General features: G+C 64.3%; 19 protein-coding genes and 1 pseudogene. 11 read left to right on the plus strand and 9 right to left on the minus strand.

The genetic code is table 11. From position 1 onward, the window contains the following. Positions 1 to 34: 34 nt before the first annotated feature. A complete protein-coding gene (locus V7E26_RS10375; RefSeq protein ID WP_324415417.1) occupies positions 35 to 667 on the minus strand; it encodes an HAD-IA family hydrolase in 633 nt (210 codons plus the stop codon). A 112-nt stretch (positions 668 to 779) separates the two neighbouring features. Between V7E26_RS10375 and V7E26_RS10380 the strand changes: the two genes are divergently transcribed. Next, positions 780 to 1,541: a S1 family peptidase gene (locus V7E26_RS10380; protein WP_324415419.1), complete on the plus strand. Its 762-nt coding sequence runs from the start codon at positions 780 to 782 to the stop codon at positions 1,539 to 1,541. Between the two features lie 62 nt (positions 1,542 to 1,603). Here V7E26_RS10380 and V7E26_RS10385 read toward each other — a convergent pair whose 3' ends face one another. The 3 genes from V7E26_RS10385 to V7E26_RS10395 form a co-directional block, all read right to left on the minus strand. Continuing rightward, positions 1,604 to 3,826, minus strand: a complete 2,223-nt coding sequence (locus tag V7E26_RS10385) for an acetate--CoA ligase family protein (RefSeq protein WP_324415420.1) — start codon at positions 3,824 to 3,826, stop codon at positions 1,604 to 1,606. A 170-nt stretch (positions 3,827 to 3,996) separates the two neighbouring features. Next, complete coding sequence (locus V7E26_RS10390) at positions 3,997 to 4,593, minus strand: class GN sortase (RefSeq protein ID WP_324415422.1); 597 nt, start codon at positions 4,591 to 4,593, stop codon at positions 3,997 to 3,999. A gap of 120 nt (positions 4,594 to 4,713) precedes the next feature. After that, complete coding sequence (locus V7E26_RS10395) at positions 4,714 to 6,981, minus strand: marine proteobacterial sortase target protein (protein ID WP_324415424.1); 2,268 nt, start codon at positions 6,979 to 6,981, stop codon at positions 4,714 to 4,716. A 186-nt stretch (positions 6,982 to 7,167) separates the two neighbouring features. Between V7E26_RS10395 and V7E26_RS10400 the strand changes: the two genes are divergently transcribed. Further along, positions 7,168 to 7,935: a helix-turn-helix domain-containing protein gene (locus V7E26_RS10400; RefSeq protein ID WP_324415425.1), complete on the plus strand. Its 768-nt coding sequence runs from the start codon at positions 7,168 to 7,170 to the stop codon at positions 7,933 to 7,935. Between the two features lie 153 nt (positions 7,936 to 8,088). Here the strand turns inward: V7E26_RS10400 and V7E26_RS10405 are convergent, their stop codons facing one another. Next, on the minus strand, positions 8,089 to 9,633 hold the full coding sequence (locus tag V7E26_RS10405; protein WP_324415427.1) for an acyl-CoA synthetase: 1,545 nt from the start codon (positions 9,631 to 9,633) through the stop codon (positions 8,089 to 8,091). A 234-nt stretch (positions 9,634 to 9,867) separates the two neighbouring features. Next, positions 9,868 to 10,158, minus strand: coding sequence for a GYD domain-containing protein (locus V7E26_RS10410; RefSeq protein WP_324415428.1), 291 nt, complete (start codon positions 10,156 to 10,158; stop codon positions 9,868 to 9,870). 176 nt (positions 10,159 to 10,334) lie between these two features. Between V7E26_RS10410 and V7E26_RS10415 the strand changes: the two genes are divergently transcribed. Then, positions 10,335 to 10,646: an HdeA/HdeB family chaperone gene (locus tag V7E26_RS10415; protein WP_324415430.1), complete on the plus strand. Its 312-nt coding sequence runs from the start codon at positions 10,335 to 10,337 to the stop codon at positions 10,644 to 10,646. A 188-nt stretch (positions 10,647 to 10,834) separates the two neighbouring features. Here the strand turns inward: V7E26_RS10415 and V7E26_RS10420 are convergent. Together V7E26_RS10420 and V7E26_RS10425 are read right to left on the minus strand one after the other, a co-directional pair. Then, a pseudogene (locus V7E26_RS10420) lies at positions 10,835 to 14,265 on the minus strand (acyl-[ACP]--phospholipid O-acyltransferase). A 256-nt stretch (positions 14,266 to 14,521) separates the two neighbouring features. Then, entirely contained in the window at positions 14,522 to 14,755 is a 234-nt protein-coding gene (locus V7E26_RS10425) for a hypothetical protein (RefSeq protein WP_324415432.1), read from the minus strand. 112 nt (positions 14,756 to 14,867) lie between these two features. On the opposite strand from V7E26_RS10425, the gene V7E26_RS10430 reads away from it, so the two are divergent. Continuing rightward, positions 14,868 to 15,431, plus strand: a complete 564-nt coding sequence (locus tag V7E26_RS10430) for a TetR/AcrR family transcriptional regulator (protein ID WP_324415434.1) — start codon at positions 14,868 to 14,870, stop codon at positions 15,429 to 15,431. A 29-nt stretch (positions 15,432 to 15,460) separates the two neighbouring features. On the opposite strand, the gene V7E26_RS10435 is transcribed toward V7E26_RS10430, so the two are convergent. After that, a complete protein-coding gene (locus V7E26_RS10435; protein ID WP_324415436.1) occupies positions 15,461 to 16,675 on the minus strand; it encodes an ABC transporter substrate-binding protein in 1,215 nt (404 codons plus the stop codon). 162 nt (positions 16,676 to 16,837) lie between these two features. Between V7E26_RS10435 and V7E26_RS10440 the strand changes: the two genes are divergently transcribed. The 7 genes from V7E26_RS10440 to V7E26_RS10470 all read left to right on the plus strand — a co-directional run bounded on the left by V7E26_RS10440 (position 16,838) and on the right by V7E26_RS10470 (position 25,331). Beyond that, a complete protein-coding gene (locus V7E26_RS10440; protein WP_324415438.1) occupies positions 16,838 to 17,992 on the plus strand; it encodes an acyl-CoA dehydrogenase family protein in 1,155 nt (384 codons plus the stop codon). Between the two features lie 118 nt (positions 17,993 to 18,110). Next, on the plus strand, positions 18,111 to 19,265 hold the full coding sequence (locus tag V7E26_RS10445) for an acyl-CoA dehydrogenase family protein (protein WP_324415440.1): 1,155 nt from the start codon (positions 18,111 to 18,113) through the stop codon (positions 19,263 to 19,265). A gap of 34 nt (positions 19,266 to 19,299) precedes the next feature. Then, a complete protein-coding gene (locus V7E26_RS10450; protein ID WP_324415442.1) occupies positions 19,300 to 19,956 on the plus strand; it encodes a glutathione S-transferase family protein in 657 nt (218 codons plus the stop codon). Between the two features lie 130 nt (positions 19,957 to 20,086). Beyond that, on the plus strand, positions 20,087 to 20,908 hold the full coding sequence (locus V7E26_RS10455; protein ID WP_324415444.1) for a helix-turn-helix transcriptional regulator: 822 nt from the start codon (positions 20,087 to 20,089) through the stop codon (positions 20,906 to 20,908). A gap of 66 nt (positions 20,909 to 20,974) precedes the next feature. Next, positions 20,975 to 21,841, plus strand: coding sequence for a 3-keto-5-aminohexanoate cleavage protein (locus V7E26_RS10460; RefSeq protein WP_324415446.1), 867 nt, complete (start codon positions 20,975 to 20,977; stop codon positions 21,839 to 21,841). Between the two features lie 135 nt (positions 21,842 to 21,976). Next, positions 21,977 to 23,578, plus strand: a complete 1,602-nt coding sequence (locus tag V7E26_RS10465) for an AMP-binding protein (RefSeq protein ID WP_324415448.1) — start codon at positions 21,977 to 21,979, stop codon at positions 23,576 to 23,578. Between the two features lie 136 nt (positions 23,579 to 23,714). Then, positions 23,715 to 25,331 (plus strand): acyl-CoA carboxylase subunit beta, encoded by a 1,617-nt coding sequence (locus tag V7E26_RS10470; protein ID WP_324415450.1) that lies wholly within the window; start codon positions 23,715 to 23,717, stop codon positions 25,329 to 25,331. The last annotated feature ends 1 nt before the right edge of the window (position 25,332 follow it).

The following is a 25,332-nucleotide window of genomic DNA, read 5'->3' on the forward strand; positions in this document are numbered from 1 at the left end:
GACATGGCGCGGCGCAAGTTCCGGTATTTTCCGCCTAGCGCAATGCCAGCCCGGTCGCCGCTTCAAGCTCCGCGATCGCCTGCGCGGCACTGGTTACCTTGATCGTGGTCATGCCCATCGCGCGCGCCGGCTTCAAATTGATGCCGAGATCGTCGAGATAGACGCAGTTCTTCGGATCGACCTGCAGCGTCTCGACCATCATCGCGTAGATGCGCGGATCGGGCTTGCGGAGGCCGATCTTGGCGGATTCGATGACATGGTCGAACAGCGCCATCACCTCGGCGACATAGAGCGTGCGGCCGCTCCTGCTGCCGATCGCGTTGGCCGGAAGGTTGTTGGTGATGCAGCCGGTCTTGAAGCTGGCCCTCACGCGCTTGAGGGCCTCGACCATCTCGGGACGCAAATCGCCCGACAACAGCGGCAGCACGTCCTTGCCGCGAATCGCGGCGCCCAGCGCCAGCGATTCGGTCGCGAACAATTCGTCGAAGGCCTCGATGTCGACCTCGGCGCGCTCGAATTTCGCCCAGGCGTTCTCCAGATGGTTGGCGGCGTTGGTGCGCCGGATGATGTCGGCAGGCAGCCCGCGCTCGGCCTCGAACCGCGCAAATGCCTCGAACGGCGACGTCGTCAGCACCCCGCCGAAATCCCAGATCACTGCCTCGATCATTGTTCCCTGCCAGCCTGAAAATCGTTTCGCGAGCGGCTAACACGGAATCCCTGATAGAACCAGCCCGATCCGGCGCTTGGCGACATGCCGGGCGCAGGCTATGGCTGCAGCGATGAAGCTCCCGTCTCCCATCGTTGCCGGCCTCGCGCTGCTGCTGTCCGTGCCCGCTCATGCCATCGTAGGCGGCGGCGCGCCCTCGGCGGACGGTGTCGGCCGTTCTGTGGTCACCATCGTCGGCTCGCGCGGCAATTTCTGCACGGGCGCGCTGATCGCGCCGAAACTGGTGCTCACAGCGGCGCATTGCGTGCCGTCGGGCGCGGACTACAAGATCGTCGAATATGGCGCGGACCGGCAGCCATCGCTACAGGATGTCAGGAGCGTCGCCATCCATCCCGGCTTCAACATGCAGGCGATGTCGGCCCATCGGGCGACGGCGGATGTAGCGCTGCTGCGATTGGCGGCGTCGCCCAGGGGCAAGACGCAGGCGGTGCTCGGATTGCCCGAACTCCCGATCAATGTCGGCAGCCGCTTCACCATCGCAGGCATAGGAGTGACCGTGCGCGGCGACGGCAAGAGCGGTGGCACCATTCGCGCTGCCGGCCTGGTCGCAACCGGCAAGCCAGGGACGCTGCAGATCAGGCTGGTCGATCCGGCGGGGCAGGGCGTGCGTGAAGGACTCGGCGCATGCACCGGCGATTCTGGTGCGCCGGTCTTCGAGGACAAGCAGGCCGGGCCTGCGATCGTCGGCGTGGTGAGCTGGTCGACCGGACCGAATGGAAGCGCCGGCTGCGGCGGCATGACGGGCGTGACGCCGCTGACGTTGTATCGAGACTGGATCTTGCAGACGGCGCAGAAATGGGGCGTGGGGTTGTAATTCCCGTCGTCCCTGCGTTCGCTTGCGTTCGCAGGGACGACAATGACCATTTAGCCTGCCGCCTAATGCTTCGCCGCCTTGTTGGCCGCAGCATTGTTCAGCACGATCAGGCCGTCGACGGCAACGCCGACCTTGCTGTTGATCAGGAACGGATTGACGTCAATCGAGGCGATGCGGTTGCCGGCGTCCGCCATCAGGTTGGACAGGCCGACCAGCGCCTTCACCGCGGAAGGCTCGTGCAGCGCCGGCTTGCCGCGATAGCCCTTCATCTTCACGCCGGCCTTGGTCCTGGCGATCAGCTGCTTCGCCTCGGCTTCGTCCAGCGGCGCGCCGGCGAGCGCGACGTCCTTCATCAACTCGATATCGACGCCGCCGGTGCCGAACAGCACCACCGGCCCCATCTCGGCATCGAGGGAAGCACCGACCACGAGTTCGAGATCGGCCTTGACCTGCTGCGCGATCAGAATGCCTTCGAGCTTCGGCTTGCTCCTGATCTTCTTCACCCGCGCGGTGATGTCGTTGAATGCCTTCTTCACCTCGGCCGCGCTGTTGAGATTCAGCACCACGCCGCCGATATCAGACTTGTGCAGGATGTCAGCGCTGACGACCTTGGCCACGACGGGAAAGCCGATCTTTTTGGCGATCTTCACGGCTTCCGCAGCGGTCTGCGCGATTTCTTCCTTCGAGACCGGGATGCCGTAGGCCTTGAGCAGTTTCTTCGAGGCGACCTCATCGAGCGCGGCGGCGCCGTTGGCGGCCTTCAGCGTCTTCTCCAGCATCGCGCGGGCGGATGCCTTCGAGCTCGAGACGATGTCGGGCACTTCCTTGCACAAGGAAGCATATTCGATCAGCGATTTGATCGCGCCGACCGCGCGGTCGAGGCCCTGCATGACCGCGATGTTGGGCAGCGACTTGCGCAAGGCCTTGGTGAATTCGGTGAAGCCGATCGACATCGCGCTGATATAGACCACCGGCTTGTGGGCGGCGCCGGCCATCTCGTTGACGATGCGCAAATTGCGTTCGCGCAATTCATGAGGCGCCTTCGGCAACTCGGCGTCGATGATGACGATGTCGGTATCGGGATCGTCGATCATGATCTTGATCGACTTCATGTAGACGGAAGGATCGACCACGGCCGCGAAGCCGGCGTCGAGCGGATTGCCGACGATGCTGCCGGGCCCGAGCATCTGCGCCAGTTGCGCCGTCGTATTTGCGCTGAGCGGGGCGAAGTTGAGGCCGGCCGAATAGAACGCGTCGATCAGCAGGCCGCGCTTGCCGCCGGACAGCGACACCGCGGCGAGATGGTTGCCCTTTGGCGGATCGGCGTGGACGAAGCATTCGGTGGTCTCGATCAACTCGTCGAGCCCGCGGACGCGAATCACGCCCTCGCGGGTCGAGATCGCGTCGAAGGTTTCGATCGAGCCCGCGAGCGCGCCGGTATGCGCCATCGCGGCGGCGCGGCCGCCTTCGGAAGCGCCGAGCTTGAGCGCGATCACCGGCTTGCCGGCGGCGCGGGCCGCCTTGCAGGCTTCGCGGAACACCTTCGTGTTCCGGACGCCTTCGAGATAGACCACGATGACGCGGATCGAGGGATCGGCGGCGAAATAGGTCATCAGGTCAGGCGTCTCGAGGCCGGTCTCGTTGCCTGTCGTCACCATGTAGCCGACGCCGACGCCGCGATCCTCCAGCGCCTGGCGGATCGCCATCACGATGGCACCGGACTGCCCGGCGATCGCGACGGGGCCGGCTTCCATCGTGACGATGCGGTCGTCGATATTGGTGAACAGCTTTTCGCCCGCGCTCAGATTGCCGAGGCAGTTCGGACCGGTGACGGCAAGGCCGGTCTCCTTCACCGCCTGCTTCAGCTCCACGGCCAGCCGCTGGCTCTCTTCGTCCTGCAACTCGCTGAAGCCCGAGGTGACGATGGTGGCGGAGCGCGCGCCGGCCGCGGCGGCGTCGCGGATCACCTGCACCGCAAACCGCGCCGGCACCAGCACCAGCACGTGGTCGGGCTTCTCGGGAAGGCTGGCAAAATCCTTGTAGCAGGGCACGCCCCAGATCGTCTCGCGCTTGGCGTTGACCGGGAACAGGCCGCCCTCGTACTTGTACTTGATGAGATTGTTCCAGATGCGCTCGGCATAGTTGCCGGGCTTGTCGGTCGCGCCGACCAGCACGATATTGCGCGGGTGCAGCATCGCATGGATGCTCTTGACGATGTCGCTGGCGTCGGACGAAGGCGACCATGTTCCGGCGTGATGCGATGCGGTGCTTGCCTGGGCGTCCATTTGTATCCCTGATTTTCGCTGTTTTCTCTGGCGTGGCGATCGAGAGCGATCGTTCCGCCATGTTTTTCTTTTGATTGCGCCCTTTTTATTGAGACTTGGCGAGGGTGGCAACACGCGTTGCGCGATGAGCGCCATTCGCGCGGCGCAACATTTCCCGGCTGGCGGAGAATCTAGTTCGAGCCTCGTCTTGGCCCGATCAAGCTTCCTGGCCCGATCAAGCTCGCATGAACGAGATAGCGCTCCGGTCCCGGCGTCAGCGCCTCGAAGGGCCAGCAGGTCGACAGCACGAGTTTGTATCCATCCGCGAGCGGATCGATGCCGGAGTCATCGAAGCGCACCACCGAAGTGCCATCCACCCGGTAGCGGAAGGATCCGCCGTCGCCTCGCGTCACCTCGATCTCATCACCGATGACGAGGTTCTTCAGGAACGCGAAATGCGTATCGCGATGCGCCGAATAGACCGCGACGCCGCGCACCCCTGCATCAGGCGTGCGTTCGACATGGCCCGGGCCGAAGGCGAGCGCCTGGCCGCTGCTGCCGGCGAGCACGACCGCATGGGCGCCGAGCCGCTTCACCTCGATGCGCGCGACCGGCCAGGTGTCGGCCCACGACCACGGCTTGGTCTCGTGCCCGGTTGCGATGGTTTGCGCAAAGGCCCGCTCCAGCAGCACCTGTGCGAGCAGCGCCTTGGCGTGGATGTAGGCACCCTGGCCGAACAGGATCAGGCCGGCGACGGCGAGGAGGAGAGGGAGGATGAAGCGGGGCATTTGCGCAATTCAATGACGGCAGTGGAGAAAAAAAACGGCGCGCGCGGCCTTGGGGGACGGGTGGAGCCGCGCGCGCTCTGTAAGGAGGAGGTCGGGGAGGTCTCCTCCTTTCAGGGGATGTCAGGGCAATGACATCTGGCGTCGAGTGAACACGAGCAGGATCAGGCTGACCGTGAGCAGGATCACACCCGCAATCATCTTCAGCTCGGCGTCGGTTGCTGTCTTCGGCAGCGGCACGCTGTTGGGCGCCGGCGGCACGATTGGCTGCGCCCGCTTCAGCGCCGCGACCTGAACTTCGCCCGCATCCGCGCGCCGCTCGGTCGGCACTGCCGGAGCGCGTGGGCGCTCGCCGAACACCTTCTCAAAGTCCCAGCCTGCCGGCAGGTTGATCGGCAGTTCCGAGAGCTTGAGTGGCGCGCCCTCGGGCCGGCTCGGCGTCTTGTCGAACGCGACCAGGCTGGTCAGGCGGGTGACGAGCTGATGCTCGAGCGCCAGCGCCAGAATGGTCTTGTCGGCGTCCTCGGGCGTGGCCTGCCGCGTGGTGCGCGCAACTTCCGCATCCGTGATCTTGCGCCGCGCCCAGAGCTTGGAGAGACCCTTGCCCTCGGCCGCATTCGCCAGCGGCAGGGTGACGGTCCAGGGACGGTCGCCGACGCGGCCCTTGATCTCGACCGAGCCCGCGAGCTTGTCGAGCTTGGCCGCCAGAACCAGCGGCTCGTCGCGATAGATGTCGGGCAGCGCGGCCGGCGTCATGTCGGCGCCGGCTTCGGAGAACTTTGCGACGAGACTGGTCACCGCGGGATTCTCCAGCTTGGCGAACAGGCCGCGCATGCGCTCCTCGACCTGTTCGACCGACCCAATGTGAGTGAATGTGCCGCGGCCGAGTTCGGCGGCGCGCGTCATCAAATGGGTGTTCGGGGCTGAGCCGATGCCGACCATGAAGATGCGCGAACGTCCCCGCAGCGCGTTGATGGTCTCGAACAATTGCTGCTCGTTGCCGATCGCGCCGTCGGTGAGAAACACGACCTGCCGAACCAGGTTCGCGTCGCCGGCCTTGTCGAACAGCGCCGCACGCATCGCCGGCACCATTTCGGTGCCGCCATTGGCCTGCAGTGCGCCGACAAAGGAGGTGGCCTGGCCGATGTGCTCGCTGTCGGCCGGCACGGCTGACGGGGACAGCGCATCCATGGTGTGGTCGAAGCGGATGACGTTGAAGCGATCGTTCGGCTGCAGGCGGCCGAGGGCGTAGATCAGGCTCGCCTTGGCCTGGACGATCGAGACGCCGCCCATCGAGCCGGAATTGTCGATCACGAAGATCACCTCGCGCGGCAGCGGCTTCTGCTGCACCTGTTCGACCGAGGGTGGCGTCACGAAGACGAGCAAATAGTCGCTGTCGCCGACGCGCTCGCGGAACAGTCCGACCGAGGGCGCCTGCTCGGCGGCGGGCTTCCAGGTCAGCTCGAAATCGCGGTCCGCCGGCACCGCGCCTTCGGCAAGCCGGATGATGCTCGTGTTGGCGTCAGGCTTTTCGGTCTTGATCGCATGATGGTGGCTCCTGACCTCGCCGAGCGGGAAGCCGGCCTGCAGCCGTACAGTGATGCGGGTCGGATTGACCGGCGCATTGGTCGCGGGATCGAGCACTTCAGGCGAGATGCGGTCGCGATCCGGCACGGGATCGGATTTGGTCGAACCCCAGCCGCCGCTGTCGGGCCGGAAGTCGACGCTCTGCACGACCGGCGCCGGATTGTAGCGCGGGGCGACCACCATCGGCACCCGCAGCGAGAATTCGTTGCCGGATTGCTGCACCGGCTCCTGATATTCGATCTGCACCAGCACGGTTTCGCCGGGGCCGATATTGGCGACGGAGTTGGTGAAGATGTTCGGCCGCTCCTGTTCGGTCAGCGCCGCCTTGTGTCCACTCTGTTTGGCCTGTTCGTAGATCGCCTTCGCCTGCTGCCGCTCCCTGATGTCGCCGACCACGACGCGATCGCCGATCACCATCTTCAGCGAATCCACCGCGCCGCCTGCGGGCAGCGGATAGACGTAGACCGCCTCGACCCAGTCCTTCGACGGGTTGCGGAAGATCTGGGTGATGCGGGCGCGGACCGTGGGACCTGAAACGGTGAGGTCGACGTCGACGCCGAGCCTGGAAGCATCGGCATATCCCTCGTCGTTCCTGAGCAGCAGCGAGCCGGCGCGGGCATCGCCTGGCTTGAGGAAGTTGGATTGCAGGCGCTCCGCCGACCATACCGGCTCGAAGCTCAAAAATAATGCCGCGAACCCGACCAGGATTACGGCAACGCCTTGCATCACGAAGAACAGCACCAGCCTGATCAGGCTGGGCTGTTCGCTGCATTTGTCGGCCTCAATTTCGTCGCATGTCGTCATGTCGTCTCTCCGAACGGCGATGTCGCCGTGCGAAGAGGATGTGGAATCCGCTGATCTGGCGCGAGCGGAATGATCGGCATTGTTCAGTCGCCCGCCACCGGACACAGCCACGGCCGGGGCGGCTTTGTGCGGGTTTGTGATGGATTGTGCGTCTGCTAGACTGGCGTTGATAAGTCAGGGGTAAAGATGTCAGTGCCGGACAAGCAGCTTTCCGCCGAGCAAAGCCGGCAGGTGGCCGACAAGATCCGAGAGGAAATCGCGCGACGCCGCATCTCGCGGCAAGCGCTGGCCGAGCAGGCCAGGCTCAGCCTTTCGACGCTCGAAAAGGTGCTGGGCGGCCGCCGCCCGTTCACCCTCGCCACCACCGTCCGCCTCGAACAGGCGCTCGGCGTCTCCCTGCGCCAGGCGGGGGAGGCGGCGCCGCCACCCGCCGCCGCCGTCAACGGCGAAGTCGCGCCGGACAGCCTCGGCGCCTATTCACGCCGCGCTGTGGCATGGTTCGAGGGCACCTACGTCACGGTGCGCCCCTCGTTCGGCGACAAGGATGCGATCTTCGCCTATCGCACCGAGATCAGCTGGGACATTGCGGCTTCATCACTGGTGTTTCGCGAAAGCGAACGGCAGGACGCGGCCTACACCCAGTTCGGCGAAGTCGCGGTGCCGAACCAGTCCCGTCACATCTATCTCGTTACCAACCGGCACGGCCAGCATCGCCTGATCACGCTGGCGCATCTGGCGATCTCGGGAGAGATGTACGGCATCATCACCACGCTGCTCGCAGGCCGCGGCTCGCTGCTGACGCCGATCGCGGCGCCAATCGCCTATCTGCCGATCAAGATGGTCGCCAACCCGAGCTTCGGACGGGTGTCAGCCGACGATCCCAATCATGCGCTGTACCGTCAGCACTTGCGGCGAACGACGGAGGAATCGTTCGCGCTGTTCTTGCCGGGCTAACGGTCTCCATTCCCTCCACTGTCATCGTCCGCCTTGTGCGCAATTGCGCACTGGGGCGGACGATCCAGTACGCCGAGACGTTGCGGTTCAGTCGTTACTGCCGGTGTTTACTGGATGCCCCGCCTTCGCGGGGCATGACGTTGGGGTAGGCGATTACGAAGCAAGCTTGTCGGTCGCGCTCGGCGCATTGAACTGCTTGCGCAGCGTCGGCTTGTGGATCTTGCCTGTTGCGTTGCGCGGCAGCGCGTCGACGAACTCGATCAGCCGCGGGCACTTGAAGCGCGCGAGGTTGGCGGCGCAATGGGCGTGAATGTCCTCGGGCGTTAGTTTCTGGCCGGGCTTCACGGCGACGATCGCCATGCCGACCTCGCCCCATTGCTCGTTGGGGATGCCGATCACCGCGGCTTCGGCGATCGCGGTGAGCTGATGCAGAACGCTCTCGACCTCGGCCGGATAGACGTTCTCGCCGCCGGAAATGTACATGTCCTTCCAGCGGTCGACGATGTAGTAGAAACCTTCTTCATCGATGCGCGTGGCGTCGCCGGTGTGCAGCCAGCCGTCCGTGAACGATGATTTATTGGCGTCCGGCCTGTTCCAGTAGCCCGGCGTGACGTTCGGCCCCCTGACCCAGAGTTCGCCGAGTTCGCCGACATCGGCGTCGGTGCCGTCGGGACGGACGATCCGCACTTCGGTGTGCAGCACCGGCTTGCCGGACGAGCCTGCCTTGCGCGCGGCGTCTTCGCGGTCGAGCGCCAGCACCGCCGGTGACGTCTCGGTCATGCCATAGCCCTGCTGCAGGGCGACGCCGCGTTCTTCCCACACTTTCAGCAGCGGCACCGGCATCGGCGCGCCGCCGACGCCGCCGATCACCAGGCGGCTGAAATCGGCGCTGGCAAATGCCGGATGCTGCGCCATGAACTGGTAGATCGCCGGCACCCCGAAGAACTGCGTGACGCCGTAGGCGGGATCGCTGATCAGTTGCAGCGAAAGACCCGGGTCGAACGCGCGCATGATCAGCACGGTGCCGCCGGCATGCAGCACCGGGTTGGTGTAGCAATTCAGCCCGCCGGTGTGGAACAGCGGCAGCACGGTAAGCAGCACCGTCGACGGCGAGACGTAGGCGGGGCCGCCGAGATTGACGCAATTCCAGAACGTCATGCCATGGGTGATGATCGCGCCCTTCGGCTGGCCCGTGGTGCCCGACGTGTACATGATGGTCGAGATATCGTCGTGGGTGACGAGTTCGAACGTATCGATCGGCTTCGAGGCGGCGATCGCCGCCTCATAGCTGCCGCCAGATCCGAACAGCAGCGTTGCCGAAACATTGCAAAGCCTGGCGACGGACAGCGCGATTTCGGCGAGGTCGGCGTCGTGAACCATCACGCTCGGCGAGGCGTCTCCGACGATGAACTGTAACTCCGGAACCGTCAGCCGCGTATTCAGCGGCAGGAACACCGCGCCGATGCGGCCGCAGGCGAACTGCACCTCGAGCGTATCCGTGGTGTTGAGCGCCAGCACGGCGACGCGGTCGCCGCGCGTGACGCCGAGCGCCTCGCGCAGATGGGTGGCAAGCCGCGAGATCCTGATATCGAATTGCGCGTAGGAGAGGCGGCGGTCGCTGGCGAGGTCGATGGCCGCGATCTTGTCCGGCGTGCGACGGCCGAAATGGGCGATCCAGTCGTAATGGCGTACGGCCACGGTCTCCTCCACATCAAGCGGCCTCGCGCCGCCTGTTTGCCTGACGGCATTCAATTTAGCAGATGAGAGACCAAATAGGGATGCTGTCTTGCGTGGAGTGGCTGGTGGACACACCTTCACGATCTCGCGGCCGATCTGCCGCCGCGATCCGAGCCGTCAGCGCGAGAGTGGGATCGCCGGCAACCAAAGCCCCGGCACGAGGCCGGGGCTTTGTATTTGAGAGACGAAATTCACCTACAAAGATGCAACGATCCTCTTGTAGTCGTCCTCTCCGAACGCCCGACACGTCTGCGACCGTACAAATCCGAGGGCCGCGTTCCCCAGGGCGAGCTTTGCTACAACTTCGTCGTTCGGCGCTTCAACGATGGACACGGCATCATACTGGCCCATTACGAGGTAAAAGGCCTTTAGCTCGGCGCCGGCATCGCGGAAGCGTTGCTTTGCCATTTCGAGGCGCCTGGGCCCGTCCTTGATCGCCTCGGCGCCCTTCTGAGTGAAGTTGATCAGCGAGATATAGGTGGGCATGGATGAGCCTCCATGGTCAAGAGTGAGCATCCCGTCGTGGACGAAACGGTCAAGCCGATAACGCAAGCAGAATGCCTGTCTTGATTTAGATCAACACGCCGGGATTGTTTATCGGCTGTCGATTATGGGTGGAGTCTATACGCCCGCTTTGGGGCAGACGCGAAGGAGCGTGTTCGATGCGTGCCATTTTCGTTGTAGTAGCGGCCGCTGGCGCATTTTTCTTCACCTCGCCCGTTCAGGCTCAGGTGACGATAGACGCCACTAAAGTTACTTGTGACCAATTCGTTCATGCGAAAGTTGGTTCTACGAGATCGGTTGCTGTTTGGTTAAGTGGCTTCTACCACGGCCAACGCAACAATCCGATTATCGATGAACAGGGTTTTGAAGACAACGTGACCAAGCTAGTAAACTTCTGCTCCGAGGAAAAGAATTTCAAGATTCTCGTTATGCAGGCAATCGAACGTGCCATAGGGTCGACGAAAAAGTAAACTGACCGCTCTGCTGCGCATCAATTCGAGATCGCAAAGGCATGTCCGCTTTGGGGCGCAAGCGGCGGTCGAAGATCGCTGATGCGAAGCCCGGCTATCCTCAATACCAGTGCCGAGGGCCACTCTGGCACGCTCGTGCGACTGGCTCGCCGCAGGACCGTCATCGATCCCGCGGCGACGCGATAGCGTTATGCGACTTCCTGTTCAGCGACTTCCTGCTGCCGCACCGGTTCGGCCGTCGCCGCAAGCTCCTTGGCGAGATTGGTCGCGCCGACGTAATCGGTCTTGCCGGAGCCCAGCAGCGGCACGTTGCCGACGATGCGGATATCGGCCGGCACCGCCAGCTCGGACGCGCCGACGGCCTTGGCCTGGCGCTGCATCGCCGGGCGCTCGGCGTCCTTCTGCGTGGTCAGGAGCACGATCCGCTCGCCCTTGCGTACATCGGGAATCGAGACCGCAACCGACATCGCCTGCGGCCACAGCGCTGCGGCCATGGCTTCGACCGCCGACAGCGAAACCATCTCGCCGGCAATCTTGGCGAAGCGCTTGGCCCGGCCCTTGATGGCGATGAAGCCGGCCGCATCGATGGCGACGATGTCGCCGGTGTCGTGCCAGCCGCCGGTGAGCTGCTCCAGCACGCCGGGGTTTTCCGCACGGAGATAACCGAGCATCACGTTGGGCCCGCGCACCGACAGGCGTCCGCCTTCCTCGATGCCGGGGACCGGATCGAGGCGGGCTTCCATCAGCGGCGACAGCCGGCCGACCGTGCCCGGACGATTCGCCATCGGCGTGTTCATCGCCAGCACGGGCGCGGTCTCGGTGACGCCGTAACCTTCGAGGATACGGATGCCGTAGCGCTCCATGTAGACCTGCCGCGTGCGGTCCTTGACCGCTTCCGCGCCGGCGATCACGAGGCGCAGGGTGCGGAAGTCGTAGGCATGGGCCGAGCGCGCGTAGCCGGAGAGGAAGGTATCGGTGCCGAACAGGATGGTGGCGCCGGTCTGGTAGATCAGCTCCGGCACGATCCGGTAGTGCAGCGGCGACGGATACATGAAGATCGGGATGCCGGCCAGCATCGGCATCATCATGCCGCCCGTCAGGCCAAAGGAGTGGAACACGGGAAGCACGTTGAACACCTTGTCGTTGGCGTTGGCGTCGACCCGCGCCAGTGCCTGGGCCGCATTGGCCAGGATGTTGCGATGGGAGAGCACCACGCCCTTGGGCGTGCCTTCCGATCCCGACGTGAACAGGATCACCGCCGCATCGTCAGCCTTGCGCGCCACGCGCGGCGCGGTGCCGGCGAGCAGTCCGCGGACCTTGTCGAGCGAACCGATGCCGGCGCGCACGTCCTCAGGTACACGACGCTGGCCTGTCCGACGATGGCGGCGACCAGCTTGTCGAGCTTGCCCTTCTCGATGAACGCCTTCGAGGTCAGCACGGTCTTCACCTGCGCGGCCTGCATCGCCGCCAGCACGTTGACCGGGCCGGCGGAGAAATTGAGCATCGCCGGCACGCGGCCGATGGTCTGCAGCGCCATGAACACGACGGCGACGCCGGCCGAATTCGGCAGCAGCACGCCGACGTTCTCGCCGGCAACCGTGCCGTTCTCGAGCTTGCGGCTCAAGACCTGGGCGCCCAGGATCATCTTGCGATAGGTCAGTTTGGTGCCGAGCGCGTCCTCGATGATCGGCTTGCCGGTATCGCGGTCGCGGCGGGCATGGGCCAGCGCTTCGAACAAGGTGTGGTCGAGCATGGCGTTCTGGACCACGGCGTCGATCATGACGTCCTGCAGCGCGGCGCCTGCCGCGTTGCGACGGGTCTTGCCCTTCAGGGCCGGGTCGATCGACAATTTCACCGGCGGCAGGATCGTGATCGTCACCTTGGGGAACCACGAGCGCTTGATCTCGCCATTCTTCAGGTAGCTCAGGCGCGAACGCTGCGCGCCTTCGATGCGGACAGGCACAACGATCGCATCGGCCTTGTCGGCGATCATCGCGGTGCCGTCGTAAACCTTCATCAGCGAACCCGACACCGTGATGCGGCCCTCGGGGAAAATCACCACCGGCTCGCCCGACGCCACCAGCTTGATCAGGTCGCGCGCCGCCAGCGGCTTGGTCGGGTCCATGGTGTAGTGCTTGATCAGCTTCAGGAACGGTTTTGCCCACCACGCCTTGGAAATCCCGGTGTCGACGGCAAAGCTGGCGTCGATCGGCAGCGTGGCGTGCAGCAGCGGGCCATCGACCAGGCTGACATGGTTCGGCGCAATCAGCATGCGGGTGCCGGGTGGCGGCAGATTTTCCATGCCGCGGACCTCGACGCGGAACAGCGCGCGAAACAGCAGCGCGCCGAAGTCGCGCACGCCTTCGCGACCCCATTTGCCGAGCACGAACCAGACCGAGCCGAAGCTTGCGACCGCAAGGCCGAAGAAGATCCAGGCGACCGGAACGCCAGCGGCCTGCAAGCCGGCGACGAGCAGCGATCCCACCACCATGAAGGCCGCCTGCAGCACGTTGCCGGCGGCGATCACGCGGGCGCGTTCCGACGGCGCGGACCAGGCCTGGACCGCGGCGAAGGACGGCACCACGAACAGGCCGCCGCCGAACGCGAACAGGAAGAAGTCGGTCAGCATCCGGACGCCGGCGAACGAAGTCACGAATGCAGCGGCCGTCACGTCCGTTCCGTGCACCGTGCTGCCGATCGCCCATGCCAGATCGAGACCGACGATGCCCATCACGATGGCGCCGATCGGCACCAGCGCGAGATTCGGGCGCACGTGGCTGAGCTGCGCGGCAAACAGCGAGCCCGCGGCAATGCCGATCGCGAACACGGCGAGGCAGACCGTCACGACGCCTTCGGTGCCGCCGATGCCGCCCTTGACCAGCGCGGGCAGCAGCGACAGCACGATCGCGCCAACCATCCAGAACCAGGACACGATCACCATGCCGTCCCACAGGCGCGGTTCGGCGTAGAGCGTCTTCAGGAGGTGAACGGTGGAAGTCCAGGGATTGGTCGTGATCACGAGATCAGGCGCGGACGGCTGGGTCACGGGGATACGGGCCGCGAACGCCCAGGACAGGACCGACAACCCGACCACCGCCAGGCAGATCCATCCCATGTGCGACGCGCCTGCGACCAGCAGTCCGCCGGCGATCGTGCCGATCAGGATCGCCAGGAAGGTCGCGCCCTCGACAAGGGCGTTGCCGGTTGCGAGTTCGGAGAGCGATAGCTGATCGGGCAGGATCGCGTATTTCACCGGGCCGAACAGCGCGGCGATCACGCCGAACAGCGCCAGCGCCACGAACAGCAAGGGAATCGAATGCATGTAGAAGCCGGCGGCTGCAAAGCAGGCGGCAAATATTTCGGCGAATTTCAGCCGTCGCGCGACGGTCATCTTGACGAACTTGTCGGCCAACTCGCCACCGAGCGCCGAAAGCACGAAAAACGGGAAGATGAAGACTGCACCGGCCAGTGTCACCAGCGGCGCGCCCTCTTCGGCGGCCACGCCGTAGAGCAGCATGATGACGAGCGCATTCTTCAGCACATTGTCGTTCAGGGCCGAACAGAATTGAGAGCCGAACAGCGGGCCGAAGCGGCGAGAGGACAGCAATTCCTTGATCATGACTATGACTTACCTGTTGCTTCCGCCGGGTAATCCCGGATGTGGTCTTGGGATCGTGAGCTAACTAAAGTGAGCGTCGTCGGTCGCGCGAAGGCTCTCGCCGATGCGCGAGGTGGCTGGCGGGCACGCTTGCATTGAAAGGTTGTACGGAAAGTTATCCGGACATCGCTGCGGGAGGGTTTGGTGAACGATTTGCTGCGGCATAGTGATCCCATTCTTACGATTGGAGTCGCATTTGAAGGAAAGCGGCAGCGCCTCAGGTCAGATGGTGCAGGGAGCCGAACAGCTTCCACCGGCTGTGCGGGCGATTGGCTGCGCGCAGGCGCCGCGCCGACCGCTGGCGGGCGAGAACGCCGCCGACGTCGCAGGCATCAGCCATGCGCTCGATCGGCGCGGTGGCGATGTGGACGATAACCTTGCCAAATCCCTTCACGAGTTCGATGGCATCGTCGACGAAAGAGGTGGTCAGTTGGGAAACGACGGTCTGCATGTAAGTGGCTCCTGGTTGAAAATGAACATTGTTCAAAATATATAGGCCAAACGTGAGCAGTGCTCAAGAAGAATCTTCGCGAGACCGCAAAAAAACTTTGCGCCGCCGTCTCATGGTCGAGACCGCGCGTGCCATAATCGCCGCTAATGGATTGAGATCATTGAAGGTTCGGGATGTGGCCGAGGCCGCCGACTGCTCGATCGGGAGCGTCTATAACGAGTTCGGGGACTTCGACGGCCTGATCCTGACGGTCAATCGGGAGACGGTTCAGGCTCTGACGGCCCGGCTGGTGGCGGTCCCGGCCGAGGACCCGGTCCGCCAACTCCACGGACTGGCCGGGACCTACCTGGCGTTCGCGGCCGATCACGCCAATCTGTTGCGCTCGCTGTTCGAGCACCGGATGGAGGACGACCGTCCCTTCCCCGAGGACATCCTGGGGATGGTGATGCAGGCGTTCGCGCTGATGCATGAGCCGCTGGTCCGCCTGCTGCCCGACCGCGATCCGGACGAGGTGGCGTTGCTGGCGCGCATGATGTTTTCAGCCGTGCACGGCATTATTTCGCTCGGCCTCGAGGAGCGAATGGTCGCAGTACCGCCGGAAAAGCTGCGCCGGCAGTTGGCGCAGTTCGTGGATACCCATCTGGCGGGGTTGGGCATCTCTCTTGGTAAGACGTGAGATGACGTCAGAGGCACGCCGCTTCCCGGTCAGGAACCGCGCAGCAGTTCGCTGATCACGTTGAACTGGCCGTCGCGAAACTCGACCATGTAGCCGTCCTTGATCGGACGGTAGTCCTTCGGCGTGGTGTTGAGCTTGACGCCGGGCATCAGCAGCGGCAGCGACACGTCCTTGAGGTTCGCCGCCTGCGCCATGATGTTCTCGCGGCTCAGATTGTTCTTGCACTGCTCGAGCACGACGACCAGCGCCTGCGCCACCATGTAGCCGTAGCCGGCGGCGAAATTGGCGGGGTCGACATTCGGCACCCGCGCCTTCATGAACTCCCGATAGGCGACCATGTCGGGGTCGGTGGAATCGGCGGCGTATGGCTTCAACGAGCCAACCGACATGATGCCGCTGGCCGCCTCGAGGCCCGCCGGCACCATCACGGTTTCCTTGTTGGCGCAGCCCGAGGAGATGAACCGCATCGGTCGCCAGCCGGTTTCATAGGCCTTCCGGATCGCCTGCGCGCAGGCGCGCGGCGTCACGCTGTAGATCAGGAAGACGTCGGCCTTGGTGTTGGCGAGCGTCAGGATCTGCGAATCGACCGTGGGATCGGCGACCTCGAAACTCGTCGCCAGCGCGATCAGCTTGTCGGCGTCGGCGCCGAGCGCTTCCTTGACGCCGCGCAGATAATCCTTCCCGGCATCGTCGTTCTGATAAAGGATCGCAAACCGCGCATTGGGATTTTTGGCGCGGGCGAAGCGGACTTCGATGCCGGCTTCCTCGACATAATTGGGCGCCCAGGGCAGCGCCATCAGCCAGGGCTGGTTGACCGGATCGTTCCATTTCGAAGCCGAGCTGATCAGGAACAGGTGCGGCACCTTGGCGCCGTTGAGATATTTCGCGGTCGCCGAACTCGGCGCGGTGCCCATCGTTCCGAACATGAAGGCGACGCCGTCATTCTCGACCAGCCGGCGCGTCGCCTCCACCGTCTTCGGCGGCGAGAAGCCGTCGTCGAGCGAGACCATATTGAGCTTGCGCCCGTTGACGCCGCCCTTCTCGTTGACCAGGTCGAAATAGGCCGCAAACGCCTTGCCAGTGACGCTGAGCGCCGATGCCGGCCCGCTATACGGCATGATATTGCCGAACTTGATCTCGGTATCGGAGATGCCGGGTTGCTGGGCGGAGGCCGTCGTCGCCGCGGCAAGCGACAGCAGTGCTGTCAGGAAGAACGCCGGGACTGCATTGAGCGATCGGATCATGCCTCATCCTCCCCGGCCAGCGGCCCGTGAGCTCTTGTTGGCTTTGAATCAAGGCTAGGGCATGCTCGCGCAAACGGTCTTGTGTTCAGTTGCTGGCCAGCCGCTCAACGCAAGTTTGCGCCGGGCAAATCGGGCCATCGTGATTCCCTGTGGGAGGAAAGCATGCTGGAGCGCACAAAAGTGCAGAGCCCGTTCTATACGGCCGAACACGAGGCCTTCCGCGACGTGATGCGCCGCTTCGTGACGCGGGAGATCGAGCCTTACGCCCATGAGTGGGACGAGGCCGGCGAGTTTCCGCGCGAGCTTTATCGCAGGGCATCCGCGGTCGGCCTGCTCGGACTCGGCTTTCCCGAGGAATTCGGCGGCGTGCCGGCCGACCAGTTCATGAAGATCGTGGCGTCGCAGGAGCTGGCGCGCGCCGGTGCCGGCGGGGTCAGCTCGAGCCTGATGAGCCACACCATCGGCTCGCCGCCGATCGCGCGCGCCGCAAGGCCCGAAGTCCGGGCGCGGGTGCTGCCGCAGGTGCTGGCGGGCGAGAAGATTTCAGCGCTCGCGATCACCGAGCCGAGTGGCGGCTCCGACGTCGCCAATCTCCGCACCAAGGCGAGGCGGGACGGCGACCATTATGTCGTCAGCGGCGAGAAGACTTTTATCACGTCAGGCATGCGGGCGGACTATCTGACGGTAGCGGTGCGTACCGGCGGCGAGGGACCAAGCGGCGTCAGCCTGCTGCTGATCGAGGGCGATACGCCGGGCCTGTCGCGCACCAAGCTGAAGAAGATGGGTTGGTGGGCCTCGGATACCGCGACGCTGCATTTCGATGAATGCCAGGTGCCTGCCGAAAACCTGATCGGCGAGGAAGGCCAGGGCTTCAAGCTTATCATGCACAATTTCAACAGCGAGCGCATGGGCATGGCGGCGAGCTGCACCGCCTACGCCCGGGTCTGCGTCGAGGAGGCTATCGCCTATGCCAGGGAGCGCAAGACGTTCGGCAAGCCGATCGCGCAGCATCAGGTGATCCGTCACAAGCTGGTCGACATGGCGCAGAAGGTCGCGGCATCGCAGGCGATGCTGGAAATGCTGGCGTGGCGGCTCGGGCAGGACGAGAGCCCGGTTGCCGAGATCTGCATGATGAAGAACCAGGCGACCCAGACCATGGCGTTCTGCGCATCCGAGGCGGTGCAGATCTTCGGCGGCGCCGGCTTCATGCGCGGCGTCAAGGTCGAGCGCATCTACCGCGAGGTCAAGGTCAACGCCATCGGCGGCGGGACGGAGGAGATCATGAAGGATCTCGCGTCAAGGCAGATGGGGCTGTAGCCGTCATTCCGGGGCGCGTCGAAGACGCGAACCCGGAATCCAGAAGTCGCATTAACGGATCGAGATTCCGGGTTCGATGCTGCGCATTGCCCCGGAATGACGAAGGAAAGTTGAACCGATGCTTTTCACCGCCGACCACGGCGAACCCCGCCGAATCCTGCAAAAGTTCATCGCCGCCGAGATCAATCCCTTCGTCGACGAATGGGAGAACAACGACATCTTCCCGGCGCACGAGCTGTTCAAGAAGCTCGGCGATCTCGGCTTCCTCGGGCTCAACAAGCCGGTGGAGTTCGGCGGGCAGGGGCTCGATTATTCCTATGCGCTGATGATGGCCGAGGAACTCGGCGCGATCAAATGCGGCGGCGTGCCGATGGCGATCGGGGTGCAGACCGACATGGCGACGCCGGCGCTGGCGCGGTTCGGTTCGGATGAGGTGCGCCGCGAGTTTCTTGCTCCCGCGGTCGCGGGCGATGCGGTGGCCTGTGTCGGCGTCTCCGAGCCGGGCGCGGGGTCGGACGTCGCGTCGATCAAGACCCAGGCGCGCTCCGATGGCGACGACTACGTCATCAACGGCGGCAAGATGTGGATCACTAATGGCGTGCAGGCCGACTGGATCTGCCTGCTCGCCAATACCAGCGACGATCAGGCCCACCGCAACAAGTCGTTGATCTGCGTGCCGATGAAGAGCAAGGGCGTGCAGGTGGCGCGCAAGCTCGACAAGATGGGCATGCGCTCGTCCGACACCGCGCAAATCTTCTTCGACAATGTCCGGGTGCCCAAGCGCAACCGCATCGGCGAGGAAGGCAAGGGCTTTACCTACCAGATGATCCAGTTCCAGGAAGAGCGGCTGTGGGGCGCAGCGGCCTGCCTCAAGGCGCACGAATTCATCATCGCCGAGACCATCGAATATACCCGCAACCGCAAGGCGTTCGGAAAGTCGATCCTCGATAACCAGACGGTTCATTTCAAGCTGGCGGAAATGCAGACCGAAGTAGAGTTGCTGCGCGCGCTGATCTATCGCGCCGCCGAGCAACTGGTCGCGGGCGAGGACGTGACGCGGCTTGCCACCATGGCCAAGCTCAAGGCTGGGCGTCTGGGGCGCGAGCTTACCGATGCCTGTCTGCAGTTCTGGGGCGGCATGGGCTTCATGAACGAGACGCCGGTCAGCCGCGCCTATCGCGACAGCCGCCTGACCTCGATCGGCGGCGGCGCCGACGAGGTGATGCTGACCGTCTTGTGCAAGATGATGGGCACGCTGCCGAAAATCCAATAAGAGATATCGGGAACAGGGATAAAGAGAACGGCTGATGATCACGCTCTATCACTGCGACGGCGCGCGCTCGTTCCGTCCGCTCTGGATGCTGGAAGAGATGGGCTTGCCATACGAGCTCAAGATGCTGCCGTTTCCACCGCGGGCGCTCGCGAAGGAATATCTCGCGATCAATCCGTTGGGAACGATTCCGTTCATGATCGATGGCGATGCCAAAATGACGGAGTCATCAGGCATTTGTTACTACCTCGGCACCAAATACGGGCCGTCGCCGCTGGTGGTCGGGCTGGACGATCCGGCCTATGCCGCGTTCCTGAACTGGATGTATTTCAGCGACGCGACGCTGACTTTCCCGCAGACACTGGTGCTGCGATACAGCCAGCTCGAACCGGAAGAACGGCGGAACCCGCAAGTCGCCGGCGACTACGCAAAATGGTTCCTCGGCCGGCTGCGCGCGGTCGAGGCCGCGACCGCGAATTCGGAATTCCTCTGCGCCGGGCGGTTCACCGCGGCCGATATCGTCAATGGCTACGCGCTGCGGCTGGCCGGCAATATCGGCCTCGCCAAGGATTTCGGTCCCAATGTCGCGGCCTACTGGGCCCGGCTGCAGGAGCGCGACGGCTACAAGCGGGCGGTGGCGGCGGAACGCAAGGCCGGCGTCGAACAGAACGTGGTACCGCGTATACGAGCTTGATCGTGTGCCATTCCGGGCCGGGTGCTTATGCACCATGCCGGGATGACCAACTCCGCCGTAGTCAGTCCGCAATTTTCCGCTATGGTTGCCCCGTCGCAGCGGCCAGAGAGCCGCGCGAGGAGGAGCACCCATGGACGATATCGGCCGCAAGTCGGGCCATCTGATGCTGATTACCCCGGAACGCGTGTTCTATGCCGGCCTGCTCGGCAGGCCGCGGCAACGCTGCTCGGGCGGCTTCAACATCTATGTCGCGCTCGAAGGCGGCCTTTGGTTCACGGCATCGGATGGCCGGCAGACCCATGGCGAAATGATCGCCGTGCTGCCGAACGTCAGGCACACCATCGCCAGCGATTATCGTTCGGTGCTCAGCATCGTGATCGAGCCGGAGAGCATCCGCCCCGGCGCCCTCGAAGAGTTCGCAGCGCGCCTCGGCGGACCCGAGGGCGCGGTCTTTGCCAACCGCATTCGCGCCGCCTATCTCGAATTGCGCGAGCGGCATGCCGACAATGATTTTTCCAGCGCCGAATTCGATTCGCTATGCCTCGGCGAGGTGCTGCCGCGGCGCGAACTCGACCCTCGCGTGGCGCGTGCGATCGTGCAGATCGGAAAATTCTCCGGCGAGCCGGTGACGGCCGCGAGTTGCGCCGCCGAGGCCGGTCTGTCGCCGTCGCGCTTCCTGCATCTGTTCAAGGAAGAGACCGGAATCTCGTTCCGCTCGTTCCGCGCCTGGAAGCGCGCGCGGCATCTGCTGCACTTCGCCAACCAGGACATCAACCTTGCGCATCTGGCGCAGGACATCGGCTATCCCGACTCCACGCATTTCAGCCACTCGATCCGCCGCTTCTATGGCCTGAAGCCGCGCGCGATCTTTTCCGGCTCGCGCGATCTGGCGATCTACAGCCACCGCCGTGTCGCCGCCGCCAATAGCGGGTTGACGCAAGAAGCCGGCTGATGCGGGACGCATGATCGCGCTCGATATTCGCGCGATCTCTCGCGTCCCGTTTCCGAAGGTTGATCCATGGGCGACAAGGCCGTCATTACCTGCGCGCTGAACGGCGTGTTGACCGATCCGAAACAGCACAATGTGCCCGTGACGCCGGAGCAGATGGCGCGCGAGGCCAGGGCCGCGTTCAACGCCGGCGCCAGCATCATGCATGTCCATCTGCGCCAGCAGGAGCCGAACAAGGGCCATCTGCCGTCCTGGGACGTCAGCGTCTCCAGGGAAATTCAGCAGGCGATCCGCGAAGCCTGTCCCGGCGTCATCATCAACCACACCACCGGCACCTCGGGTCCGAAATACCAGGGCGCGCTCGATTGCGTGCGCGAGACCAGGCCCGAGATCGCGGCCTGCAACGCCGGTTCGCTGAACTATCTCAAGGTCAAGGCCGACAACACCTGGGCCTGGCCGCCGATGATGTTCGATAACGCGGTCGAGAAGGTGCAGGACTATCTCGATGTGATGAAGGAAGCGGGCACGATCCCCGAGTTCGAATGCTTCGACGTCGGCATCGTGCGCTGCGTCGGCATGTACAATCAGACCGGCATGTATTCCGGGCCGCTCGAATATAATTTCGTGATGGGCGTCGCCTCCGGCATGCCTGCCGATCCCGACCTGCTGCCGATCCTGCTCAAGCTGAAGCTGCCGAAGGCGCATTGGCAGGTCACCGCGATCGGCCGCGCCGAAATCTGGCCGCTGCACCAGCGCTGTGCCGATCTCGGGGGACATTTGCGTACCGGTCTGGAAGACACGTTCTATCTCGCCAACGGCGCCAAGGTGACCTCGAACGGGCAATTGATCGAGGAAATCGCCGGCTGCGCGCGACGCGCGGGCCGCGAGATCGCCAGCCCGGCGGAAGCGCGGCAGATTTTCGGAACCACGCATTAGCTCCGTCATTGCGAGCGAAGCGAAGCAATCCATCGCGCCACGAGGAGGCATGGATTGCTCCGTCGCAAGAGCTCCTCGCAATGACGCTGCGGCAGGCACGCTCGGCTACGTTCAACACGTCCAGGGACGGACAAAATGACCAATCTTGCAGCAACCGGCGGCGTACCCGGTCCCGGCCGCATCGGGCGGGTGGCGATCGGCGATCTCCTGAAGCGGGCGGCGGTGCGGTTTCCCGATCGCATCGCGCTCACCGACGGCACGCGCCGCGTGACCTTTACGGAACTCGAGCACGACGCCAACCGCTTCGCCAATTATCTGGTAAAGCGCGGGCTGAAGCCGGGCGAGAAGATATCGACGATCTGCAACAACTCCGTCGAGTTCGTCAAAGCACTGTTCGGCATCCACCGCGCCGGCCTGGTCTGGGTGCCGGTCAACACCATGCTCGGCCCTGGGGACATGGATTATATCCTCGATCACGCGGAGGTGCGTTTCGCGCTGATCGACGACGTCTTGCACGCGCAGGCCGACCGCCGCGCCGCACTGGAGCAGCGCGGGATGCAGATGATCGCGATCGATCTCGCCGGCAAGGTCGCCGCGACGGGGCTGGAGAACTTCAACGATCTCATCAAGGGCCAGTCCGAGATCGAGCCGGAGATCGAGATCGACGACCGCGATCTCGCGATGATCATCTACACGTCGGGCACGACGTCGCGACCTAAGGGAGCGATGCATTGTCATCTCGCGGTCGTCATGGCCGTGATGAGCAATGCCATCGAAATGAAGCTCGGCCGCGAAGACGGCATCACCGGGCAGTTTCCGCTGTTTCACTGCGCCGGCCACGTGCTGCTGCTGAGCTATCTCTCGGTCGGCGGCCGGATGGCGTTGATGCGCGGCTTCGATCCCGTGGTCTGCATGGAGGCGATCGTGCGCGACAAGCTGACCGTGTTCGTCGGCCTGTCGCTGATGTACCAGGCGATCCTCGATCACCCCCGCCGCAGGGAGTTCGATCTTTCCGGCTTACGCACCTGCATCTACACCATGGCCCCGATGGGCCGCCCGCTGCTGGAGCGGGCCATGGCCGACATGTGCCCGAATTTCGTGCTGAGTTCGGGCCAGACCGAAATGTATCCGGCCACCACGATGTCGCAGCCGGATCGCCAGCTCGAACGCTTCGGCAATTACTGGGGCGAGTCGCTGATCGTCAACGAGACCGCGATCATGGACGACAACGGCAATCTGCTGCCGCGCGGACAGGTCGGCGAACTCGTGCATCGCGGACCCAACGTCATGATGGGCTACTACAAGGACCCGAAGGCGACCGAAGAGGCGCGCAAGTTCGGCTGGCACCACACCGGCGATCTCGCGCTGATCGACGAGTACGGCGAGGTGCTGTTCCTCGACCGCAAGAAGGATATGATCAAGTCGGGCGGCGAGAACGTCGCCTCCGTGAAGATCGAGGAGGCGCTGCTCGCGCATCCCGCCGTGCAGAACGCCGCCGTGGTCGGCCTGCCGCATCCGCAATGGGGCGAGGCGGTGTCGGCTTTCGTCAAGCTGAAGCCGGGCGCGCAGGCCGATGAAGCCTCAATTGCCGAGCATTGCCGCAAGCATCTCGGCGGCTTCCAGGTGCCGAAGCTCATTCGTATTCTAGACGAGATGCCGATGACGGCGACCGGCAAGCTGCGCAAGGTCGAGCTACGGCAGGCCTTCAGCGAACATTTTGCCGGGAAAGGGACGTGATAGTGCCCGACTCTAACGTCGTCATTCCGGGATGGTCCGAAGGACCAGACCCCAGGTGTGCTTTGCACACCGGGGAATCTCGAGATCCCGGGTTCGACGCTGCGCGCCGCCCCGGAACGACCTGCAGGAAACAAGAATGGCCGTAATCGATTCGACGATCGCAACCGGCGGCGCCGCCTTCAAGGCCAATCGCGAAGGCATGCTGGCGCTGATTGCGCGGATGCGCGCGCTGGAAGATCGCACCCGCGCGGCATCGGCCGCGGCCAAGGACCGTTTCCACAAGCGCGGGCAGCTGTTGCCGCGCGAGCGTGTGGCGCTGGTGCTCGATCCCGGATCGCCCTTCATCGAACTGTCGACGCTCGCCGGCTACATGTTCGATGTGCCTGACGCCGGGAAGAGCGTGCCCGGCGGCGGTCTGATCGCCGGCATCGGCTTCGTTTCCGGCATTCGCTGCATGGTGAGCGCCAATGACGCCGGCATCGATGCCGGCGCACTGCAGCCCTTCGGCCTCGACAAGACGTTGCGGGTGCAGGAACTGGCGCTGGAGAACAAGCTGCCTTACGTGCAACTGGTCGAGAGCGCCGGCGCCAATCTGCTGCGCTACCGCGTCGAGGATTTCATCCGCGGCGGCAACATCTTTCGTAACCTGGCCCGGCTGTCGGCTGCTGGCCTTCCCGTCGTCACCGTGACGCATGGATCGTCGACCGCTGGCGGCGCCTACCAGACCGGACTGTCCGACTACATCGTGATGGTCCGCGGCCGCACCCGCGCGTTCCTTGCCGGTCCGCCCCTGTTGAAAGCGGCGACGGGAGAGATCGCGACCGAGGAGGAACTCGGCGGCGCCGAGATGCATACCTCCATTTCAGGGCTCGGCGATTATCTCGCGGAAGACGACCGCGACGCGCTGCGGATCGCACGCGACATCATGGCCAATCTGGAATGGGACCGCGCGAAGCCTGTAGAAGCATCCTTCAAGCCGCCGCGGCATGACGCCGAGGAATTGCTCGGCATCATGCCGATGGACCACAAGCGTCCGGTCGACATGCGGCAGGCCATCGCGCGCTTCGTCGACGATTCCGATTTCACCGAATTCGGCGCTAGTTACGGTCCGGCGACCGTCTGCGGCCACGCCCGCATCGAGGGGCAGGCGCTCGGGATCGTCACTAACAACGGCCCGCTCGACGTGCCCGGTGCCAACAAGGCGACGCATTTCATCCAGGCCTGCTGCCAGTCGCGCACACCGATCCTCTATATGAACAACACCACCGGCTACATGGTCGGTAAGGCTTACGAAGAGGCCGGCATGATCAAGCACGGCTCCAAGATGATCCAGGCGGTGACGTCGGCGACCGTGCCGCAGATCACGATCTACTGCGGTGCCTCGTTCGGCGCCGGCAATTACGGCATGTGCGGGCGCGGCTTCCATCCGCGCTTCTGTTTCTCCTGGCCCAATGCCAAGACCGCTGTGATGGGCGGCGAGCAGGCGGCGGAAACCATGGCGATCGTGACCGAGGCCGCGGCTGCCAGGCGGGGCAAACCGATCGAGCAGGAAAAGCTCGACGCCATGAAGGCGCAGATCACCGCCGTGTTCGACAGCCAGATGGACGTGTTCTCGACCAGCGCGCGCGTGCTCGACGACGGCGTGATCGACCCGCGCGATACCCGCAGCGTGCTGGCGGAGGTGCTGGCGATCTGCCGCGAGGCCGAGGCCCGCAACCCCCAGCGCATGCAATTCTCGGTCGCCCGGCCATGAG

It is taken from the genome of Bradyrhizobium sp., assembly GCF_036735945.1.
GTDB lineage: Bacteria > Pseudomonadota > Alphaproteobacteria > Rhizobiales > Xanthobacteraceae > Bradyrhizobium.

What these genes read in the sequence shown, in the direction of transcription:
- V7E26_RS10390 (WP_324415422.1), bottom strand. Translation starts at nt 4,593, where the DNA reads ATGCCCCGCTTCATCCTCCCTCTCCTCCTCGCCGTCGCCGGCCTGATC.
- V7E26_RS10430 (WP_324415434.1), top strand. Translation starts at nt 14,868, where the DNA reads ATGGTCGAGACCGCGCGTGCCATAATCGCCGCTAATGGATTGAGATCA.
- V7E26_RS10425 (WP_324415432.1), bottom strand. Translation starts at nt 14,755, where the DNA reads ATGCAGACCGTCGTTTCCCAACTGACCACCTCTTTCGTCGACGATGCC.
- V7E26_RS10435 (WP_324415436.1), bottom strand. Translation starts at nt 16,675, where the DNA reads ATGATCCGATCGCTCAATGCAGTCCCGGCGTTCTTCCTGACAGCACTG.
- V7E26_RS10465 (WP_324415448.1), top strand. Translation starts at nt 21,977, where the DNA reads ATGACCAATCTTGCAGCAACCGGCGGCGTACCCGGTCCCGGCCGCATC.
- V7E26_RS10460 (WP_324415446.1), top strand. Translation starts at nt 20,975, where the DNA reads ATGGGCGACAAGGCCGTCATTACCTGCGCGCTGAACGGCGTGTTGACC.
- V7E26_RS10395 (WP_324415424.1), bottom strand. Translation starts at nt 6,981, where the DNA reads ATGACGACATGCGACGAAATTGAGGCCGACAAATGCAGCGAACAGCCC.
- V7E26_RS10450 (WP_324415442.1), top strand. Translation starts at nt 19,300, where the DNA reads ATGATCACGCTCTATCACTGCGACGGCGCGCGCTCGTTCCGTCCGCTC.
- V7E26_RS10415 (WP_324415430.1), top strand. Translation starts at nt 10,335, where the DNA reads ATGCGTGCCATTTTCGTTGTAGTAGCGGCCGCTGGCGCATTTTTCTTC.
- V7E26_RS10470 (WP_324415450.1), top strand. Translation starts at nt 23,715, where the DNA reads ATGGCCGTAATCGATTCGACGATCGCAACCGGCGGCGCCGCCTTCAAG.
- V7E26_RS10440 (WP_324415438.1), top strand. Translation starts at nt 16,838, where the DNA reads ATGCTGGAGCGCACAAAAGTGCAGAGCCCGTTCTATACGGCCGAACAC.
- V7E26_RS10380 (WP_324415419.1), top strand. Translation starts at nt 780, where the DNA reads ATGAAGCTCCCGTCTCCCATCGTTGCCGGCCTCGCGCTGCTGCTGTCC.
- V7E26_RS10385 (WP_324415420.1), bottom strand. Translation starts at nt 3,826, where the DNA reads ATGGACGCCCAGGCAAGCACCGCATCGCATCACGCCGGAACATGGTCG.
- V7E26_RS10445 (WP_324415440.1), top strand. Translation starts at nt 18,111, where the DNA reads ATGCTTTTCACCGCCGACCACGGCGAACCCCGCCGAATCCTGCAAAAG.
- V7E26_RS10455 (WP_324415444.1), top strand. Translation starts at nt 20,087, where the DNA reads ATGGACGATATCGGCCGCAAGTCGGGCCATCTGATGCTGATTACCCCG.
- V7E26_RS10410 (WP_324415428.1), bottom strand. Translation starts at nt 10,158, where the DNA reads ATGCCCACCTATATCTCGCTGATCAACTTCACTCAGAAGGGCGCCGAG.
- V7E26_RS10375 (WP_324415417.1), bottom strand. Translation starts at nt 667, where the DNA reads ATGATCGAGGCAGTGATCTGGGATTTCGGCGGGGTGCTGACGACGTCG.
- V7E26_RS10400 (WP_324415425.1), top strand. Translation starts at nt 7,168, where the DNA reads ATGTCAGTGCCGGACAAGCAGCTTTCCGCCGAGCAAAGCCGGCAGGTG.